Origin of the sequence: Amnibacterium soli, assembly GCF_039544415.1 — a bacterium.
Classification (GTDB): domain Bacteria; phylum Actinomycetota; class Actinomycetes; order Actinomycetales; family Microbacteriaceae; genus Amnibacterium; species Amnibacterium soli.
Genome location: NZ_BAABLP010000001.1, coordinates 304,364 through 323,027 on the forward strand (window position 1 = coordinate 304,364; position 18,664 = coordinate 323,027).

Consider the following 18,664-nt stretch of genomic DNA (forward strand, 5'->3'; position numbering starts at 1 on the left):
CCGGAGGACGTGCGGCCGTCTCCGGTCCGCTCGCGGCGTGCGTGCAGGGTCTCCTCAGCGGTCTTCGAGACGATGCCGGGATGACTGCCCCGGCCGATCTCGCCCGCGGTCAGGTCAGGACCGAGCGCCGCGTCCGCGACCCGTTCCTGGACAACGCGAAGTTCCTGCTGATCGTGCTGGTCGTCGTCGGGCACAACTGGGTGCCCGCGCTCGACGACTCCCGCGCCGTGAAGGCCGCGTACATGGTCGTGTACTCCTTCCACGTGCCGGCGTTCGTGCTGCTGTGCGGCTACTTCTCCCGCGGGTTCGAGGGGCGGCGCGACCAGTGGCGCAAGCTCGTGACCACGGTCCTCGTGCCGTACCTGGTCTTCCAGACCGCCTACGCGGCGGTCACCTCGTGGGTCGCCGACGAGCCCTTCTCGCTGCACCTCTCCGGGCCGATCTACGTCTGCTGGTTCCTGCTCGCGCTGTTCTTCTGGCGCGCGAGCGCGCCGCTGCTGAAGAGCCTCCCGCACCCGATCCTGATCTCGATCGCCGTGTCCCTCGTCACCGGCGTCACCATCACGGACACGGGGTTCGCGCTGTCACGGACGCTGCAGCTGCTGCCGTGGTTCGCGATCGGCCTGTTCCTGGAGCAGCGCCACTTCGCGCTGCTGCGGCAGGGCTGGGTGCGCGTCGCCGCCGTGCCCGTCGTGGTGGCCGCTGCACTGACGGCCTACGCCCTCGCGCCGTCCTTCGACGTGCGGTGGTTCGACCGGGAGTGGAGCGCCGACGCGCTCGGCGTGAGCCCCGTCGTCGACGTCGTCTTCGCGCTCGGCCTCCACGTCGTCACCGCGGTGATGATCGTGGCGGCGCTCGCCCTCGTGCCCCGCAGCCGGAGCCTGCTGACGGCGCTCGGCGCCTTCACGATGTACCCGTTCCTGCTGCACGGCCTCGTGGTCCGCACCCTGCAGCACTTCGGGGTGCACTCGTTCCTCATCGACCAGGGCGCGCTCGGCATCGCCGCCATCACGGCGGGCGCGATCGTGCTGCCGTTCCTGCTCGCCACCCCGTGGGTGCGGACGGCGACGCGGTGGGCCGTCGAGCCGGCGTCGATCCGCCTCCGCCGGCGATCGCAGGCGGTCTCGCAGGAGGCGGCTCGGGACGGCGCCGCGCAGCCCGCCGAGCAGGACCGCGAGCGGGTCGCGGTCGGTGCGTCCGGACGGCGCTGAGGCCTCTCCGCCGCTACTTCGCCGGGAGGCGGAGGACCTGACCCGGGAAGATCTGGCCGGGGTGCGCGATGTGCGCCGCGTTGGCGTCCGCGAGCGCCCGCCAGCCGCCGGCGACGTGGTGCCGCGCGGCGATGCCCTGCAGGGTGTCCCCGCTGCGCACCGTGTACTTCGCACCGTGCGCAGCCGGCGCCGCAGCGTGCCGGCCGACCTTGTGCGCCGCGTGTCGCGGTGCGGAGCGGTGCTCGGCCTTCTCGGCCGACTTCTTCGGCGAGTCCTCCTCGTGCGAACGGTGCTTGGCCGCGGGCTTCGCCTCGTGGTGCGACTCGTGCTCCGCGTCGTGGTGCGCCTTCGGCTTCGGGTCGTGCTTCGCCTCGTGGTGCGCCTTCGGCTTCGCGTCGTGCTTCGACGCGTGGTGCACGGCGGGCGCCTTCGGCACGTGATGCCCGTGCAGGCCGAGGCGCGCGGAGCAGCCCGCCCATGCGGCCCAGCCCTGGCTCTTCACCACGCGCTCGCCGATCGTGATCTGCTGGGCCCGGGTGGCGGAGGCGGCGGACCCGCGGCCGCCGTGCGCGCGCCAGGTGGAGGCGCTGAACTGCAGCCCGCCGTAGTAGCCGTTGCCGGTGTTGATCGACCAGTTGCCGCCGCTCTCGCAGCGGGCGATCGCGTCCCAGGGGCTCTGCGGCGCGGCGTCCGCCGGGGCGGCCGACAGGCCCAGCCCGGTCAGCGTCAGGGCCGCGACGGCGAGCCCTCCGGACACCGCGCGCGGCAGTGCGATGCGCTTCGTCATCGTGACCTCCCCAGGATCCGATCCGGCCGCGGTGCGGCATCGGCACGCGCGGTCGTCGACCACGAACCGGTACGGATCGTCGTCAGCGGGCGAGCATAGGAATCCGCCGCCCGCCGGCGCGGCGCCACGCGGGCGTCGGCGACGGCGTCCCCCGCACTGGGGGTGCTCGGCTCGACGCGGAGGCGGGCGCGCTTAGGCTCGATGCCCTTGGAGTCGGGCCCCCGTCGACCTCGCGGGCCCGGATCTCCGCCGCGGCTCAGCGACGAACCGTCCGAACGTCATGAAGAGGCGGTGGTGCCCGTGGTCCGCATGCTGCGCGTCCCCGAGGACGACGAGGCGCCCGTCGGCCGCATCCGCGACGCGCTGGCACGAGCGGGTCGGGGCGAGCGGCTCGACGCGTCGACCGCGACCGCCCTGCTGGCCGCGCGCGGCGAGGAGCTCGAGGCGCTGCTGGTCCTGGCGTCCGCGGCGCGGGACGCGGGCGCCGCGGCGCGGGGCGGCGACACCGGCCGTGTCATCACCTACTCGCGCAAGGTCTTCATCCCGCTGACGACGCTCTGCCGCGACCGCTGCCACTACTGCACCTTCGTCGACACCCCGCACGGGCTCGCCCGCCGGGGGGAGTCGCTGTACCTGGAGCCCGAGCAGGTGCTCGCGATCGCGCGGGAGGGCGCGGCCGCCGGGTGCAAGGAGGCGCTGTTCACGCTCGGCGACCGGCCGGAGGCGCGCTGGTCCGCCGCGGCCGACTGGCTCGCCGAGCGCGGCTTCGCCTCCACCCTCGAGTACCTCGGCGCGATGGCGCGCCTCGTGCTCGAGGAGACCGGGCTGCTGCCCCATCTGAACCCGGGCGTGCTCACCTGGGCCGAGTTCCAGCGCCTCCGGCCGCTCGCGCCGTCGATGGGGATGATGCTCGAGACGACGTCGGTGCCGCTCTGGTCCGAGCGGGGCGGTGCGCACTTCGGCTCGCCCGACAAGGACCCGGCGCTGCGGCTGCAGGTGCTGGAGGACGCGGGGCGCAGCCGCGTGCCCTTCACCACCGGGGTGCTGCTCGGCATCGGCGAGACCCTGCGCGACCGCGCGGAGTCGCTCGTCGCGATCCGCGCCAGCCACGAGCGGTGGGGGCAGGTGCAGGAGACGATCGTCCAGAACTTCCGGGCGAAGTCGCGCACCGCGATGCAGGGCGAGCCCGACCTGGCCGCCGACCGCTACTTCGCCGCCGTCGCCACCGCCCGTCTCGTGCTCGGACCGGAGGCGCACCTGCAGGCCCCGCCGAACCTCACGGACCCGGAGGAGCTGGGCACCCTGCTCCGCGCCGGCATCGACGACTGGGGCGGCGTCAGCCCGGTCACGCCCGACCACGTGAACCCCGAGCGGCCCTGGCCGCACCTCGACGACCTGGCGCGCCTGACCGCCGAGCACGGGTTCCTCCTGCGCGAGCGGCTGACCGCGCACCCGCGCTGGCTCGGGGAGGAGTGGATCGACCCGTCCCTGCGCGATGCGGTCGACCGCTTCGACGACGGCTCCGGGCTCGCCCTCGTCGGCGCGGAGCGTTCCGTGCCCGCGGCTCCGCGCGCGCCCGCCGGGCTGAGCGCGCTCGTCGGCAGGGCGGCGGACGATCCCGACCGCCTGTCGGACGCGGACTGGGCGGTGCTGCTGGAGGCGGACGGCGCCGACCTCGACGAGCTCGCCGCGGCCGCCGACGCCCAGCGGGCGGCCGTGCTCGGCGACGTGATGACGTTCGTCGCGAACCGGAACCTCGACGGCGCGCAGTGGGATCCGCGCCGTGAGCGCGGCGGGCTCGACGCGGACGACGTGGCGCTGCTGGCCGCCGAGGCCTGGGCCGCCGGTGCGACGGAGGTGTGCGTGCAGGGCCCGCTGCACCCCGACCTCGACGGCGACGACCACGTCGCCCTGCTCGCGGCGCTGCGGAGCGGCGCCCCGGGCGTGCACGTCCACGGCTTCCGGCCCGCCGAGATCCTCGACGGCGCGCGCCGCTCCGGGCTCGCCCCGGAGGCGTTCCTCGCGCGGCTGCGCGACGCCGGCCTCGGCAGCGTGCCCGGCACCGCCGCCCGCATCCTCGACGACCGGATCCGCGCCGCGCTCTCCGGCGGCACCGACGTGCCCGCGGCCGAGTGGGTGCGGCTCGTCGGCGCCGCGCACCGGGCGGGCCTCACCTCGACGGCGACGATGGTCCACGGCCACCTCGAGACGTCGCGCGACGTCGTCGCGCACCTGCGCGCGCTCGCCGCGATCCAGGACGACACCGGCGGCTTCACGGAGCTGATCGCGATGCCCTTCGTGCTCGCCGACTCGCCCGTCGGGCTGCCCGCCGGCGCTCGACCGGGCCCGACCCTCCGCGAGACCCGCGCGGTCCACGCCGTGAGCCGGCTGCTGCTCGCCGGCCGCATCGACCACGTGCAGGCGGCCTGGCCCAAGCTCGGCCTCGGGGGAGCGGCGACCGTGCTCGCCGGCGGGGCGGACGACCTGGGCGGCCTGCTGCTGCCCGGCGCCGCGCACCCCGACGCGGGCGCGGAGGCGGGGCGGTCGATCACCGTCGCCGACGTGGACGCGCTCGCCGCCCGGCTGGGGCGCCGCGTCGTGCAGCGCACCACCGCCTACGGCCTCGCCGACCCGGAGCGGGTCGCCGCGGTCCGCCGACCGCGGCCGGCTCCGCTGCCCGCCGCCGACGCCGCGGCGCGGGCGCTGCTGCCGATGCGCGTGGCATGACCGAGCACGTCGGCGTCGCGATCGTCGGAGCCGGCATCGCGGGCCTCGGGCTGCTGCTGCGCCTGGCCGAGGCCGGCCGGCGCGACGCGGTGGTGCTCGAGCGCGGCGACGGCGTCGGCGGCACCTGGCGCGACAACACCTACCCCGGCGTCGCGTGCGACATCCCGGCGCACCTGTACTCCTTCTCGTTCGCGCCCCGTGCCGGGTGGAGCCGCCGCTACGCGCCCGGCGCCGAGATCCGCGCCTACCTGGAGCGGTGCGCCCGCCCGGTGCAGGACCGCATCCGCCTCCGCACCGCGGTGGTCGGGGCGGCGTGGGAGGCGGACGCCGGCGTCTGGCGCATCACGACGGACCGCGGGGTGCTGACCGCGGACGCGCTCGTGCTCGCCGTCGGGCGCCTCGTCGAGCCCGCGATGCCCGACCTGCCCGGCCTCGAGGCGTTCCCCGGTCCCGTGCGGCACACCGCGCGGTGGGAGCCGGGCCTCGACGTCGCAGGCGAGGCCGTCGGGATCGTCGGCACCGGCGCCTCCGCGGTGCAGCTCGCGCCCCGGCTCGTCGAGGCCGGAGCCCGGGTCACCGTGTTCCAGCGCACCGCGCCGTGGATCGTGCCGCGGGAGGACGTCGCCTACGACGAGGCGACCCGGACCCGCTTCGCCGCGGACGACGCGGCCCGCGCCGCGCACCGGGCCGCGCTCTTCGCCGAGCAGGAGGCCGGCTTCGACGCCCGACGCCTCGGCACGCCCGCGCTCGATGCCGCCCGCGCCCGCGCCCGCGCGCACCTGGAGGAGCAGGTGCCCGATCCCGCGCTGCGGGCCGTGCTGACGCCGGACACCGAGATGGGCTGCAAGCGGATCCTGCTGAGCGACGAGTACTACCCGGCCGTCGCCGCGGGCGGGATCCGCGTCGTCCCCTCCGCGCTCGCCGCGCTCGACGGTGGGACCGCCGTGGCGGCCTCCGGCGAGCGCGTCGACCTGGACGCCCTCGTGCTCGCGACCGGCTTCGTCACCGACCGCCCGCCGATCGCCTCGACGATCACCGGCACGGACGGTGCGCTCGCGGCGGCCTGGGCCGAGGGCATGCGCGCCTTCGCCTCCGTCGCCGTGCCCGGCTTCCCGAACCTCTTCGTGCTCGACGGCCCGAACGCGGCGCTCGGCCACAACTCCGCGGTGCACATGATCGAGACGCAGATCGCCTACGTGCTCGGGGCGCTCGACCACGTGGCGGGCGGCGCGGTGCTCGACGTGGACCCGGCTGCGGAGCAGGCGTACGCGGACGAGGTCCAGGCGCGCGCCGCGGACACCGTGTGGCTGACCTGCGACAGCTGGTACCGCCACGGCGCCTCCGGCCGCCTCGCCCTCCTGTGGCCCGGCACCGCCACCGCGTTCCGCGAGCGCAACGGACGCTTCGATCCCGAGCCGTACCGGGTGCTCGCCCGCCGCTGAGCGCTACCGCGTGAGCGCCGCGAGCTCGCTGCGGGTCGCCGTGCCCGTCTTGCGCAGCAGGTTCGAGACGTGGAACTTCACCGTGTTGTCGCTCACGCCGAGCTGCGCCGCGATGTCGCGGTTCCGCGCGCCCGACGCGACGAGGTGCAGCACCTCCCGCTCCCGCGTCGACAGGGTCACGTGGTCCTCGAGCTGGTCGGGCGCGGGAGGCGGGTCGAGCGGCAGGCGGATGTCGAGGGAGGAGCCCCAGCCCGGCGTCGACGCGACCGCGAGCGTGCCGTCGAGCGCCGTCACCTGCTCGGCGATCGGGCGCAGGGAGTCGTCGTGCTGGTTCAGCTCGCCCGGCCCGTCGTCGCGGATGCCGACGAGCAGGTTGAGCCCGTCGCAGTCCCACTGCACCCGCACCCGCCGGCTCGTGCCCGTCTCGACCAGCGCGAGCACCGCGGTCCGCACGATGGCCCGCGCCGCGTGCGCGACCTCGCCGGGCAGGGCGCGGCCGGTCGCCGGCGGCTCCACGAACTGCACGTCCAGCCCGCCGAAGCGGGCGAGCGGGTTGAGGTCCGACCGCAGGCGCGCGAACGCGCCGACGACCGGTTCGAGCATCGTGCTGCGCTCGTCGTCGGTGACCGTGCGCAGCCGGATCAGCGCGGTGGTCGCCGCGTCGATCGCCATGCGGCGGGCGGCCGCGTCGTCCAGGTGCGTGCTGCGCAGGATGGCGAGCACCGACTCGAGGGTCACCGCGTGCCGGTCCGCCTGCTCCGCCATGGTCCGCGCGTGCTCCAGCACGAGACGGCGCGAGGCCGCGGAGGGGAGTGCTGCAGCGGTCTCCATGGAGGCGGACCCTACCCGCCTATGTCCGCCTACCCGTCCGGGTAGGGAGAACCGGCCGTCGGGGGAGGAGACGCGGCCCGGGCGGGGCGCGCAGGCTGGAGGCATGCCTGCCGAGAACCACGACGTCGCCGACGCGCTCGCCGCGATCGGCACGGAGGTCGCGACCGTCGTCGCCGCGCTCGTGCGCTCGGACGCCGACGGCTTCGCCCGCGTCGCGGAGCTGGTCGCCGCAGCCCCGCGCGTGTTCGTGCTGGGCGCCGGCCGGTCCGGGCTCGCGCTGCGGATGACGGCGATGCGCCTGATGCACCTCGGACTCGACGTGCACGTGGTCGGCGAGGTGACGACGCCCGCGATCGAGCGCGGCGACCTCCTGGTGACCGCGAGCGGATCCGGCACGACGGGCGTCATCGTCCGCGCCGCCGAGACCGCCGCGAGCGTCGGGGCGGACGTCGTGCTCGTCACGACCGCGGCCGACTCCGACCTCGCCTCCACCGCGACCGTCGCGCTCGTCGTGCCGGCCGCGGCGAAGCTCGACCGCTCCGGCACCGCCTCGGCGCAGTACGCCGGGAGCCTCTTCGAGCAGTCCGTCGTCCTCATCGGCGACGCGCTGTTCCACGCCCTCTGGCAGCGCTCCGGGCAGAGCGCCGACGACCTGTGGCCCCGTCACGCGAACCTCGAGTGACGAGCCACGACCTCCACACCACCGAAGAAGAAGGAACTCGAATGCAGCTGCAGTTCGCCATGGACACCCTGACCACCGAGAAGGCGCTGGAGCTCGCCGCGGCGGCCGCCCCGCACGTCGACATCCTCGAGCTGGGCACCCCGCTGATCAAGGCCGAGGGCCTGTCCGCCGTGACCGCGATCAAGCAGGCGCACCCCGACAAGATCGTGTTCGCCGACCTGAAGACGATGGACGCGGGCGAGCTGGAGGCGGACACCGCCTTCTCCGCCGGCGCCGACCTGGTGACCGTGCTCGGCCTCGCCGGCGACAGCACCATCGCCGGTGCGGTCAAGGCCGCGAAGAAGCACGGCAAGGGCATCGTCGCCGACCTGATCGGCGTGCCGGACAAGGCCGAGCGGGCCAAGGAGGTCACGGCCCTCGGCGTCGAGTTCGTCGAGATGCACGCGGGCCTCGACGAGCAGGCGGAGGAGGGCTTCACCTTCGGCACGCTGCTGCAGGACGGCGAGTCCGCAGGCGTGCCGTTCTCGGTCGCGGGCGGCGTCAGCACCGCCACCATCAAGTCCGTCCAGGACGCGGGCGCCCGCGTCGCCGTCGCCGGCGGCGCGATCTACGGCGCGCCCGACGTGGGCGCGGCCGCTGCTGCGCTGCGGGCCGCCATCGTCTGATCCGGGGAGCGCCGGACTCCGCCCTGGTGAGGACGGAGTCCGGCGTCCGGTCTCGGCGACGGGAAGTACGCCCTTGGGATCGTCGCCCCGAGCCGGTCGGGTTCCTCGCACGGTCGCGTGACCAGGGCCCTCGCTCAATTCAGCGCGTCGCGCTGTCGTCGGAAGCGGTCGATCAGACTCCGACGGCGCTGTGCTCCGCCGTGCCACCGGCTGCGACCGCAGCGATGATCTCGCCGAGCAGCTGCTCGGCGTCGGTCTTGAGCCGGGTGAAGGTCTGCTTCTGCTCCGCCTTCGACTGCTGCTCGCCCAATCGGAGGGCGTGCTCGATGCCGTTCGCGCGAGCGATCCAAGCCTGCGTGTCCTCGACCAGGAAGTCGGCGTCCTCCGCGTGCAGGTCGTGCGCCTCGCTCCGAATGATGACGAGCTTCTCGCGGATCTGAGCCGCCTCGCTCCGATCCTTCTTCACCGCATCGGCCCGCTGCGAGATCTTGGCGATCCGCTCCTGCACCTGCGCCGGCAGGTCCGGGTTCTTCTGCAGGAAACCAGCGAACGCCATGCCTGCGGAGACGGCTTGAGGGCCGTGCTTGGCGATCAGCTTGGCGACCTGCGGGCCGTGCTTGGCGGCGAGCTTCACTGCGTGAACGGCGGCGTGCGACATGGTTCTCCCTCTTCTTCTCCGGCCCGGATGAGCCGGTCTGCGACGAGTGCGCGCGCGTCGAGAGAACCGGGTCCCCGCTTGCGGCGGGCTAAGCTTCCGGGTTCGTTGAGGTGGACCCCGTGCGCCACGCCCGAGCTGCGCGATCCACCGAGCAGCGGGTACTCGCGTGCTGCCGGAATCGTGGCGACCCGATCGGGCGGGGGCCACACGCCCACACCTGAGCCTGCGGAACCTTCTTCAGCCTCGGCCGGTGCACTCCGCGCCGGAGCGCACTGCACGCATTTGACCCCTCTTCTGGGGGACAGGCGACCGGCTCGGCCTCCGCTGCGGCGGAGCGTCGGCATGAGACCTTCGGCGAGCGTGCCCACCCCTCCCCGTTCGGGTCCGCCGAAGGATCCCCGTGCCCGGAACCCCCAGAGCCGCCCGCCGACGCCGTTCGGCGTCGCTCGCCGCAGCCGCCGTCGGCGTCGTCGCGCTGCTCTGCGGCGCGCTCGTCCTGCCCGCGAGCGCGGCGAACATGCGCTCGGATCTGCTCGACGAGACCTTCACCGGCGCGACGACCGCGAAGCCGCAGTGGGCGCTGCCGTCCACGGGCGGCAGGAACGACGCCTGCCTGACCGCGGGCACCAGCACCGCGACCGCGCCCATCAAGGGATGCGCGCTCAGTACGGCCGACGCCGCCGGGCAGGGCGTGCTGCGGCTCACCGGCTCGGGCACCTACCTCGCGGGCAGCGTCTTCAGCACCGCCGGGGTGCCGCTCGCGCAGGGGCTCGACATCACGTTCGACAGCTACCAGTACAACGGGTCGGGGGCGGACGGCATCTCCTTCGTGCTCGCGGCGACCGACCCGACCGCGCCCGCCGCACCGGCGACGGGCGGCGCGGTCGGGGAAGGCCTCGGCTACGCGACCGCGAACGGCGTGCGCGGGGTCGCCAACGGCTACCTCGGGCTCGGCGTCGACGTGTACGGCAACTTCGCGCAGACCGGCTCGAACACGGCGAACGGCTGCGGACAGAACTCGACGCCCCCGCGCACGCCCAACGCGATCACGGTCCGCGGGCCGGGCGACGGCACCTCCGGCTACTGCGTGCTCGGCTCGCCGCTCGTCGTGTCCGGGAAGCTCGACAAGCAGGGCGCGACCGCCCGACCGGCGCCGGTGCCCGTGGAGGTCGCGATCAACCCCTCCTCGAGCCCCGCGACCACCCGCGGCGGGCAGCAGGTGCCGGCGCGCAGCTGGTTCATCTCCGTGACCCCGTACAGCAACGGGACCACCGGGGACACCGCGCTCGCGGCCGTGCAGACCAGGACGGGACCGCTGCCGTCCGCGGCGGGCAGCGCTCCGGCGGCCTGGCTCGACTCGACGGGGGTGCCGTACGTCGCGACCTTCGGCTGGGCCGGCTCGACCGGCGGCTCGACCGAGACGCACGAGATCGCCGGCTACCGTGCCACCTCGCTCACCGGGCCGGTCCCGGTCTACTCGCTGACGGCGACGGACGACCAGCAGGGCCAGCTCGCGCTCGGGGCGTCCGGGAGCGTCGTGGTCACCCCGCACCTCGGGGCGGACGACGGTCAGGAGCCGGCGGGCGTGCCCGTCACGGTCCGCACCGCCTTCTCCTCCGGCATCACCCCGCCGACGGGCTCGTTCACCGCGAACGGCTACGCCTGCACCACCTCCGGTGCGACCGCGACGTGCACGATCACGCCCGCCGCAGCGGTTCCGCCGGGCGGGGACCTGCCCGCCGTGGTGATCCCCGTCACCGGTGCGACCGCGGGACCGGCCACGGTGACCGCGACCGTCTCCAGCCGGGACGGCAGGCCGGCGAGCGCCACCACTGCGCTGACGGTCACGCGGATGACCGCGCAGTCGTACGACATCGGCTACGGCACCGACGAGACGCTGTCCGTCGCCGGGATCTCCGGTGCGGCCACCGGCACCGTCGCCTTCACGGACGCGGCCGGCCCGCTGTGCACGGCGACGCTGCCCGCTCGGTCCTGCGTCGCCGCACGCCCATCGGCGGGCGCGCACGCGGTGACGGCGACGTGGCAGCCCGCCTCGGGTCCTGCGATCACGGCGACCACCTCGTTCCAGGTCGCCCGCGCGACCGCCACGGGCCTCGCGATGACCGCGGCGCCGGGCTCGACGCCGTGGGGGACCGGCGCGCTGCTGACCGGCACGGGCTTCGACCCGACCGCGACCGGCACGATCGCCTTCCAGACCTCGGCTGGTGCAGCGCTCTGCACCGCGACCCTGCCCGCGACCTCGTGCACCGCCTCCTCGACCGTCGACGTCGGCGCGGTGGCCGTGGAGGGGCGGTACTCCGGCGACGCGAACCACGACGCCGCGCTCCTGCGCGCCTCCTACACGGTGGTGCAGCGGACCGCGGCGATCACCGCGTCCGCCAGCAGCGCGAGCACGGCTTTCGGCACGCCGGTCGTGCTGTCGGTCGGCGGGCTCCCGCTGCGCGGCGCGACTGCCGCCACCGGCACCGTGACCTACCGCTCGGGCGACGGGGCGCTGCTCTGCACCGCGACCCTGCCCGCCACCGACTGCACCACGCCCGCGTCGCTGACGATCGGCGCCCGAACGGTCGTCGCGACGTACTCCGGCGACGCGCACGACACCGCCGCGCAGTCCGCACCGATTCCGCTGGCCGTCACTCGGCTGCCCGTGACCCTCGCCGCCGGCCCGGACGGCGCGTCCGTCGCGCACGGCGCCCGCATCGCCCTCACCGCGACCGGGCTGCCCGTCGGCGCCACCGGCACGGTCTCGTTCACCGACCAGCGCGGCCGCGCGCTCTGCGGCTTCGACGTGGCCCAGGCCTCCTCGTGCGCCGCGCCCGCCGACCTCGAGGTCGGCACCGAGACGATCGTCGCGGCCTACTCGGGCGGCGGCCTCCTCGCGCCCGCGACCTCCGCGTCGTTCGCGGTACGGGTCGTGCAGGGCGCGGCGCCGGCGCTCGCCGCGCACGTCGCGGCTGCTCGCATCCCCTCCGGCACCGCGCAGGTGCTGTCGGTCAGCGGCCTGCCCGCGGACGCGACCGGAGGCGTCGCCTTCGCCGACGCGCGCGGACCGCTGTGCTCGGTGCCCGACGTCACCGCGGCCGCCTCCTGCACCACGGCCCGCGACCTGACGGTCGGGCAGCGCGCGGTGACCGCGACCTACTCCGGTGACGCCTCCTACCCCTCCGCGACGGCCACGACGGCCTTCCAGGTCGTCAAGGCGCCCACCGCGGTCACCGCCTCCGCGCCGGGCGGCACCAGCGCCTTCGGCACCGCGCGACAGCTCGTCGCCGGCGGGCTGCCCGCGGACGCGACCGGCACCGTGCGCTTCGTCGACCAGCACGGCGACCTGCTCTGCACGGTGCGGCTCGAGGACGGGCGCGCCTGCATGACCGCGCGCGCCCTGCCCGCCGACGCGTACCGCCTCGCCGCGACCTACTCCGGCGACGACCGCTACCTCGACTCGTCGGACTCGGCGGCGTTCACGATCGCTGCCGCCGACACGGCGATCACGGCGGGCGCGCTCGCCACCACGGTCTCGACGGGCGTCAAGCCGGTCCTCACCGTCGCCGGGCTCGACCTGCGCGGCGACGACGCGGCCACCGGCACGGTCGCGTTCCGTCTGCGGTCCGGCGCCCTGCTCTGCACCGTCGTGCTGCCCGACACCGCCTGCACCTCGACCGCCGCGCTGCCGGCGGGCTCGGCGGACGTCGTGGCGCGCTACTCCGGCGACGCGAACCACGGCGCCTCGACCGGCGCGGTGCGGCTGACGGTGCTGCGGGACGCCGTGACGCTGTCCGTGCGCGCGGCCGTCGCCGCCGTCGAGCCCGGCGCGACCGTGGTGCTCACGGTCGCCGGGCTGCCGGACGCGGCCACCGGCACCGTGCGGATCCGACGCGAGGACGACGCCGTCTGCACGATCACGCTGCCCGGCGACCGGTGCGCCGTCGCGCACGTGCGCTGGCCGCTGGGCACCGCGAAGCTCACGGCGCAGTACTCCGGCGACGACGCGCACCTGACCGCCTCGGCCCGCACGACCGTCCGGGTGCAGCAGCCCGCACGGGAGGCGCAGACCGTCACGGCCACCACGGGCGCGGACGGCCGGCTCACCGTGTCGGTGCAGGCCCCGGTCGGCGCCGCCGGTTCGATCCAGGTGCTGGAGCGCCCCGCGCACGGCAGCGTGACGCTCCAGCAGGGCGCGTTCCGGTACCGGGCGGACGGCTCCGCGACGCAGGCCGACCGCTTCACCTATCGCCTGGTCCGGCCGGACGGCTCGTCGAAGATCGTCACCGTCACGATCCGCGGCGGCCGGCTCGCCGAGACCGGCAGCGCCGTCGTCGGTCCTCTGGGCGTGGGCGGTGCGCTGCTCGGCGCCGGGGTGCTGCTGCTCGTGCTGCTGGCGGCGACGCGCAGGAGGCGGGGCGCGCGGTCGTGAGCGCCGCGCCGCTGCCTCAGGAGGCGCCGACGAGGCAGCGCCCGGCGACCGCGTCCGCGACCGCGCTGCGGTACGCGGTGCCCGGACCGTACTGGCCGACGACGCATCGCGCTCCCTCGCGGACCGCGAACTGCACCGACGGCACGTCGAGGTCGACCGCGGTCCGGTCCGGCGTCGTCTCGACCCCCTCGAAGCCCGCCTGGCGCAGCGCGGCGGCGAAGGCGCGACCCGTCGGGTGCGCGTCCGCCGCCATCACGGCGCGCGCGACCTCGTCGAACCGCGTCTGCGCGCTCGGCGGACGGGAGGCGATCGGCGGGGTCGCGGTCGGGGTCGCCCTCGGCGCCGGTTCGGCGCTGCAGCCGGTCAGCAGCACGGCGAGTGCGGCGACGGCGCAGCCGACCAGGACTCCACGGTGCATCGACGACGATCCTGCGGCTGCATCGCGCCTGCACGCCCGTGGCGCGCGGAGACCCGGCCGGTGAGGCGCCTGGTGCGGGCCGTCGCTGCGCTGCTCGTCCTCAGCGGCGCCGTCGTGCTCGGGGTGCAGGGCTGGCAGCTGCTCGTGGTGACGCCCAGGGCGGCGGACGCGCAGGCCGAGGCCGCCCGTGCGGTGTCGGCCGACTGGTCGCGGCGCGCGCCGACCCCCTCCGCCGCGCCCACCATCCCCGTGCGCGCCGAACCGACCACCGACGGCGCGACGATCGCGGTCATCCGGGTGCCCCGCTTCGGGCGGGACTGGAGCCGCGTGGTCCGGCAGGGCGTCGACGAGGCCGAGGTGCTGAACAGCGTCACCGCCGGGGTCGGGCACTACGTGCACACCGCCATGCCGGGCGCCGTCGGCAACTTCGCGATCGCCGGCCACGACACGGGGTGGGGGAACGCCTTCCTCCACGTCGCGGACCTGCGAGTCGGGGACCGCATCGTCGTGCAGACCGCCGACGGCTGGTACACCTACCGCTTCCGCAACCTGCAGTGGGTGCTGCCCACCGCCACGCAGGTGCTCGAGCCCGTGCCCGGCCGACCCGGCGTCCGGGCCGCCCAGCGGCTGATCACGCTCACGACGTGCGATCCGCCGTACGACGCGAAGGAGCGGCTGATCGCCTACGGGCTGCTGCAGGCGTTCCGGCCGACCGCGGACGGGCCGCCGCCCGGGCTGTGACGCGGTACCCCCGCAGGGACTCGAACTCGCATTCTGGGCCCGCATTGCTGGTGTCGCCACTCGGAATCCGCATAAGTACGGGGTTCTTCGATCACCGGACCCGGTTCAGGATCACCTAATTACGGGCGATGTGTGCAGTTTTTGTGCAGTTCTCCGCACCGACTCCGACCATCAGCGGGCCCGCCTGCGATAGGCCACTGCCTCGCGGTGGCGCAGGCGACCGCCGCGCTCGACGCTTCCTGCCTGACCGGTACTGACAGGCGCCTTAGCTGCCAGTGCGCTCGAGCGGCGGCAGCCCTCGCAACCCTGCTGGACGTCGAGTGTCATACGCGCCAGGCCCGCCTATTGGAATGTTCGAGCTATGGCTGGATAGAAATACGCAAGCGCCCCAGCCTCAGCAAGTGTTCTTTCAGCGGCAACTCGGAAGCTTCTAGCGATGGAGTCGGGAAATCCATCAGTAAGGCGGAGCACTTCTCTACAGAGTTCAATCCTCAAATCTTGCGACACAACTTCTGGCAACGCCGCAGATTCATCGGTGTATGGGAATTCCTCCCCTGAGAGCAAGATGCACTCAAGTCCATCGCGGTACATTGCTACAGCCTCCTGCGCGGAAACCGCCTGACGATCCACTTCGCGAACACGACGATTTGTTGACCATATCACGGCCGAGATGCACAAAATCAGGCCAGACCGTCCCAGACGTCGCTCCGCCTCGATATCTTGGCGGGCCTCAGCAACGAGAAGTTTCCAGTCGTGCCCGTTCATTACCGCCGTGAATGCTGCAGCATCAATCCACGCGAACTCAACGTCTTGAAGGAAGGCTGGCTGCTCGGCTGACAGGCGAAGCCGAAGCAACTTGTCGAATGTCTTCGCGGAAGGCGTAACCGCAAGCACGCACAAAGCCCACAGAACCGTTTCCACGCGGCTCGCGGTATCTATGCTATCCGTGCCAAGGCCGTCGATAATAGCTTCCGCAAGCGGAAGCGAGTACTCGGTCAAAGTCAGTTCTGGTTCGAACTGAAAGTCGCCGTTCAAAGAGTCAAAGTAGGCCGCCGCTCGGGCAACCGGAATCAAACTCGAATGCTCCGGATTGGCGGGCTTCCAGCCCAGTTGCTCCTCTAAAACGGGCCCGAATGCTAAGATATCTCGGAGATGTTGAGGCCCACTCCGCATCTTGGCTGCAATGGATCTCCACATCGGCGCCGGGTCGCCACCGCTGCTAAACATACGAAATTCGACGGCGATCCCGACTCGGGGCGGCAAATCCTCCAGATCCCGCGCAGCCAACTCGTCTAGAACTTCGTCGTTCAACCGGAGCAACTCGTCGGCACTTACTAGGCTTGGCGCCTCTCGAAAATGATTGACGACCGCATCCGCGAGCTCTCTGGCAATCTTTGGGTCCTTCTTGCGGAGCCATGGGTGCGCGATGATGTGGCCCGTCTCTCGAGCGTCTTCCAGCGCTAACGGCCACCACTTGAGAGGATCAGTTCGCAGCCGCGCAACCCACGCCACCTCCGCGCAACGCCTGTCACTCAGGGTCAGGATATTCGCGTCTACCAACGCGTCAATCTGATGTTCACTGAATGACATGCGCCACGGGTTGCGGGAGACAGCTTCGGTAATTCGAGCTCTGTCGGAGGCGCTAGACGGACATTCGAGGGCAAGGCGAAGGGCGATGGCGCTGTCGAATGCGAATGCGTTGTGCCAATCCCCCCGAGCGACCAAGAGGTCCACTAAACGCTGACGTCGGCCGATGCACGCGCAGTGCCGTGAGACCCACATGAGGGTACTTAAAATTGCCTCGTCTGGCGTATCCCGCATAGCGACTTCACGGTGCAGAGCATCAATTAACTGATGAAGAGGCGGGGAGTCGCTTAGTAACTGCAACGTCTGATTGATGGCATTTCCCCAGGCGGCGGGGTGAAGTACTGCTTCCAGGAAGGCTTGCCACCAATCACCGTCGTGTGCTGAGAGCTTTTGTGCCAGTCTTCGCGCCACGAAGTGCTCGTGAATCACGCGGTGTATCCAGCGAACCCGTTGGAATCTGGGGGATATAGGCGAACTCGTCAGTCCGTATGGAACCAGGAGGCCACTCTGGTATGTGCGGTACGGAGCCTCCGCTGAGGAATTGGCCTCCTCCAAGTCGCTCAGAACTGCGGTGTCGCTCCACAGGAGTTGCGCTCCGCCGCGCGGAACCCTTGCCATCGTCCACGCCACGTCAGTCGCCATTCGCACGGATGTCGCGACCGCGGCGTCGTCGTTCACCCATTGCTCAGGGGGGTGCCACTTGCGACGGAGGAAGTGGTCAACGAAGCGCTCGAAGATGCCAGCCTCGCCCGAGGGTATGTCTCCGTGGTGGGAGACGAAACAAACGAAGCCGAGCGTAAGCGGGTTGCTAATGACGTCGGAGAGCGCATCGTTGCTAGTGGCGCCCTCGTATCGGGCTTGCGCTTTTGCATTGTTAGTCAGGTCGAACCAATTGTTCGCGACCCGGCCCGTCGCCTCTGTGGTCAAGGGCAGAAGGATGGCGTGCGTCGCTTCGTCCCAGGGAGTGCTATACCCTGAGATTCTTGATGTCAGTAAAACGCGATACTGGCAGTCAACCAGGATTCGCACGAGGCTTTTGACAGCAGACAACCCAGCCGCGCTTGGGATCTCGTCAAGGCCGTCAAGCACAATTAGAGCCGCTTCTTTGGTGATTGTTCGGTCGAGCCGGTCTGGCGAACTTTTGAAGAGCGGCTTTGGCGGAACTTCTATTTGTACGGTGCGAGTCATGGCCACCGACACCGCAGCAATAGCTTCGAACTCGTCAGCGGGTGCGACAGTTGACTCAAGCACGGAAGCGAGGTCATCCAGTCGGGCGAATGCGGCGAGTCTTCCCGATTTGAGAACTTCGGCAGCCAGATCTCTCGCGAGGGTGCTCTTCCCGGACCCAGGATTCCCGAGAAGAACCGTGAATGGTGAGTCGTTGACAATCTCGGTGAGTTTGATGGCACGACCGTAGGGCCGAGCGGTAGAGTAGAGGCGCGTAGTGTCGAAAGCGTCGGGTTCGCGTTCTATTATGGTCGTAATATCCCGCTCGTCTATTCGGGTCACCCGCAGGTCCTCGGCCAGGAGGCGGTTGGAAAAGCCGGCCGGATAGTACTCCGGAGGTACGTTAAGCATGACTGTTGCTCGCTTTACCACGTCCGACCATTTCCGGTCCAAGTGCTGGTGATCGCTGAAAGTTGCAGAGTTAAGTGCGTCTAGTGCGCTTACGGCTTCTTCGGCCAACGCCTCCGCCCGGTCCGCGAACTGAAGTTGTCGAACGGCAGCGCTCTCAAGGAACCATCGCGCCCGGGGAACCAAGTTCTCGACGACCGAAACTGAGCACTGCAAGAGCGCCTTCACCCTGGCAACTGCCTGCTCCTCCTCGCGGAACGAGTCAATCAAAGCCTGGCCTCCGGAGTCGAGGCATCTCCTCATGCCTTCTCCGGGGTGGGCAACTGATTGTAAGAGCGCGTCTCGGGTATCAAAGGCGCGGCGGAGGACCCCCCCAACCTCTTCGCCAGCAATCGTCCACTCTGCTCTACTTCCGCCGAGTTCGCGTTTGACGTCTTGGTCCTCGCCCATGGCTTCAGCCACGTTTACGGCGACCAGCATCAGTCCGTCGCGGCCCTTCAGGAGTCGCCTCGCCCAACCTTGTTCCTCGGTTAATGCGTTCGCGAACTCCTCCGCGCCGAACGCTCGCCGCAGAGCTGAGGCAGCCCCAGGAGCAAGCTTCAGGCTGAGGGAGACTAGGTCCAGCATGCGGAAACTCTGTCAGACGGCCTGGGGCAAAGTTCGTAGATCTGGAGGCTCGAGGTTGCGCCCGGGGAGTGTGCGATGCCGGTGCCGGGCCTACTCGTTGTAGATGCCCATATTGTTCCTTCGCCTCGACTGAGCTACAGCCTTGATCGAGGCCTCACGGCCACCAGTGGCTCGCAGAGCGGGTGGAGCGCCGCATCCAGGACGGCCAGAGGCCATCGACGAGCGAGATGTACCTGCGCTGTGTCGAACGGGGCCGGCAGCCTGCTCGCGGGCACCTC

At 72.1% G+C, this 18,664-nt stretch carries 12 protein-coding genes; 7 read left to right on the forward strand and 5 right to left on the reverse strand.

Going from position 1 to position 18,664, the window contains the following annotated elements; genetic code table 11:
- Positions 1-80 precede the first annotated feature (80 nt).
- Positions 81-1,211 (forward strand): acyltransferase family protein, encoded by a 1,131-nt coding sequence (locus tag ABEA53_RS01490; protein ID WP_345479143.1) that lies wholly within the window; start codon positions 81-83, stop codon positions 1,209-1,211.
- 13 nt (positions 1,212-1,224) lie between these two features.
- Here ABEA53_RS01490 and ABEA53_RS01495 read toward each other — a convergent pair whose 3' ends face one another.
- Entirely contained in the window at positions 1,225-1,998 is a 774-nt protein-coding gene (locus tag ABEA53_RS01495) for a transglycosylase family protein (protein WP_345479144.1), read from the reverse strand.
- A 291-nt stretch (positions 1,999-2,289) separates the two neighbouring features.
- On the opposite strand from ABEA53_RS01495, the gene cofG reads away from it, so the two are divergent.
- Entirely contained in the window at positions 2,290-4,725 is a 2,436-nt protein-coding gene (gene cofG, locus ABEA53_RS01500) for a 7,8-didemethyl-8-hydroxy-5-deazariboflavin synthase CofG (protein WP_345479145.1), read from the forward strand.
- On the forward strand, positions 4,722-6,167 hold the full coding sequence (locus ABEA53_RS01505; protein WP_345479147.1) for a flavin-containing monooxygenase: 1,446 nt from the start codon (positions 4,722-4,724) through the stop codon (positions 6,165-6,167). The genes cofG and ABEA53_RS01505 overlap by 4 nt, the downstream gene beginning before the upstream one ends.
- A 3-nt stretch (positions 6,168-6,170) precedes the next feature.
- Here ABEA53_RS01505 and ABEA53_RS01510 read toward each other — a convergent pair whose 3' ends face one another.
- Entirely contained in the window at positions 6,171-6,998 is an 828-nt protein-coding gene (locus ABEA53_RS01510; RefSeq protein ID WP_345479148.1) for a helix-turn-helix transcriptional regulator, read from the reverse strand.
- Between the two features lie 103 nt (positions 6,999-7,101).
- On the opposite strand from ABEA53_RS01510, the gene hxlB reads away from it, so the two are divergent.
- Together hxlB and hxlA are read left to right on the forward strand one after the other, a co-directional pair.
- Positions 7,102-7,680, forward strand: coding sequence for a 6-phospho-3-hexuloisomerase (gene hxlB, locus ABEA53_RS01515; protein ID WP_345479149.1), 579 nt, complete (start codon positions 7,102-7,104; stop codon positions 7,678-7,680).
- Between the two features lie 41 nt (positions 7,681-7,721).
- Complete coding sequence (gene hxlA, locus ABEA53_RS01520; RefSeq protein ID WP_345479150.1) at positions 7,722-8,345, forward strand: 3-hexulose-6-phosphate synthase; 624 nt, start codon at positions 7,722-7,724, stop codon at positions 8,343-8,345.
- Between the two features lie 172 nt (positions 8,346-8,517).
- On the opposite strand, the gene ABEA53_RS01525 is transcribed toward hxlA, so the two are convergent.
- Entirely contained in the window at positions 8,518-9,003 is a 486-nt protein-coding gene (locus ABEA53_RS01525) for a hypothetical protein (protein WP_345479151.1), read from the reverse strand.
- A 400-nt stretch (positions 9,004-9,403) separates the two neighbouring features.
- On the opposite strand from ABEA53_RS01525, the gene ABEA53_RS01530 reads away from it, so the two are divergent.
- A complete protein-coding gene (locus ABEA53_RS01530) occupies positions 9,404-13,438 on the forward strand; it encodes an Ig-like domain repeat protein (RefSeq protein ID WP_345479152.1) in 4,035 nt (1,344 codons plus the stop codon).
- Positions 13,439-13,454: 16 nt separating this feature from the next.
- Here ABEA53_RS01530 and ABEA53_RS01535 read toward each other — a convergent pair whose 3' ends face one another.
- On the reverse strand, positions 13,455-13,856 hold the full coding sequence (locus tag ABEA53_RS01535; RefSeq protein ID WP_345479153.1) for a DUF6993 domain-containing protein: 402 nt from the start codon (positions 13,854-13,856) through the stop codon (positions 13,455-13,457).
- Between the two features lie 60 nt (positions 13,857-13,916).
- Between ABEA53_RS01535 and ABEA53_RS01540 the strand changes: the two genes are divergently transcribed.
- Entirely contained in the window at positions 13,917-14,597 is a 681-nt protein-coding gene (locus ABEA53_RS01540) for a class E sortase (RefSeq protein WP_345479154.1), read from the forward strand.
- 342 nt (positions 14,598-14,939) lie between these two features.
- Here the strand turns inward: ABEA53_RS01540 and ABEA53_RS01545 are convergent, their stop codons facing one another.
- Positions 14,940-18,386, reverse strand: a complete 3,447-nt coding sequence (locus tag ABEA53_RS01545; protein ID WP_345479156.1) for an NACHT domain-containing protein — start codon at positions 18,384-18,386, stop codon at positions 14,940-14,942.
- Positions 18,387-18,664: the final 278 nt, after the last annotated feature.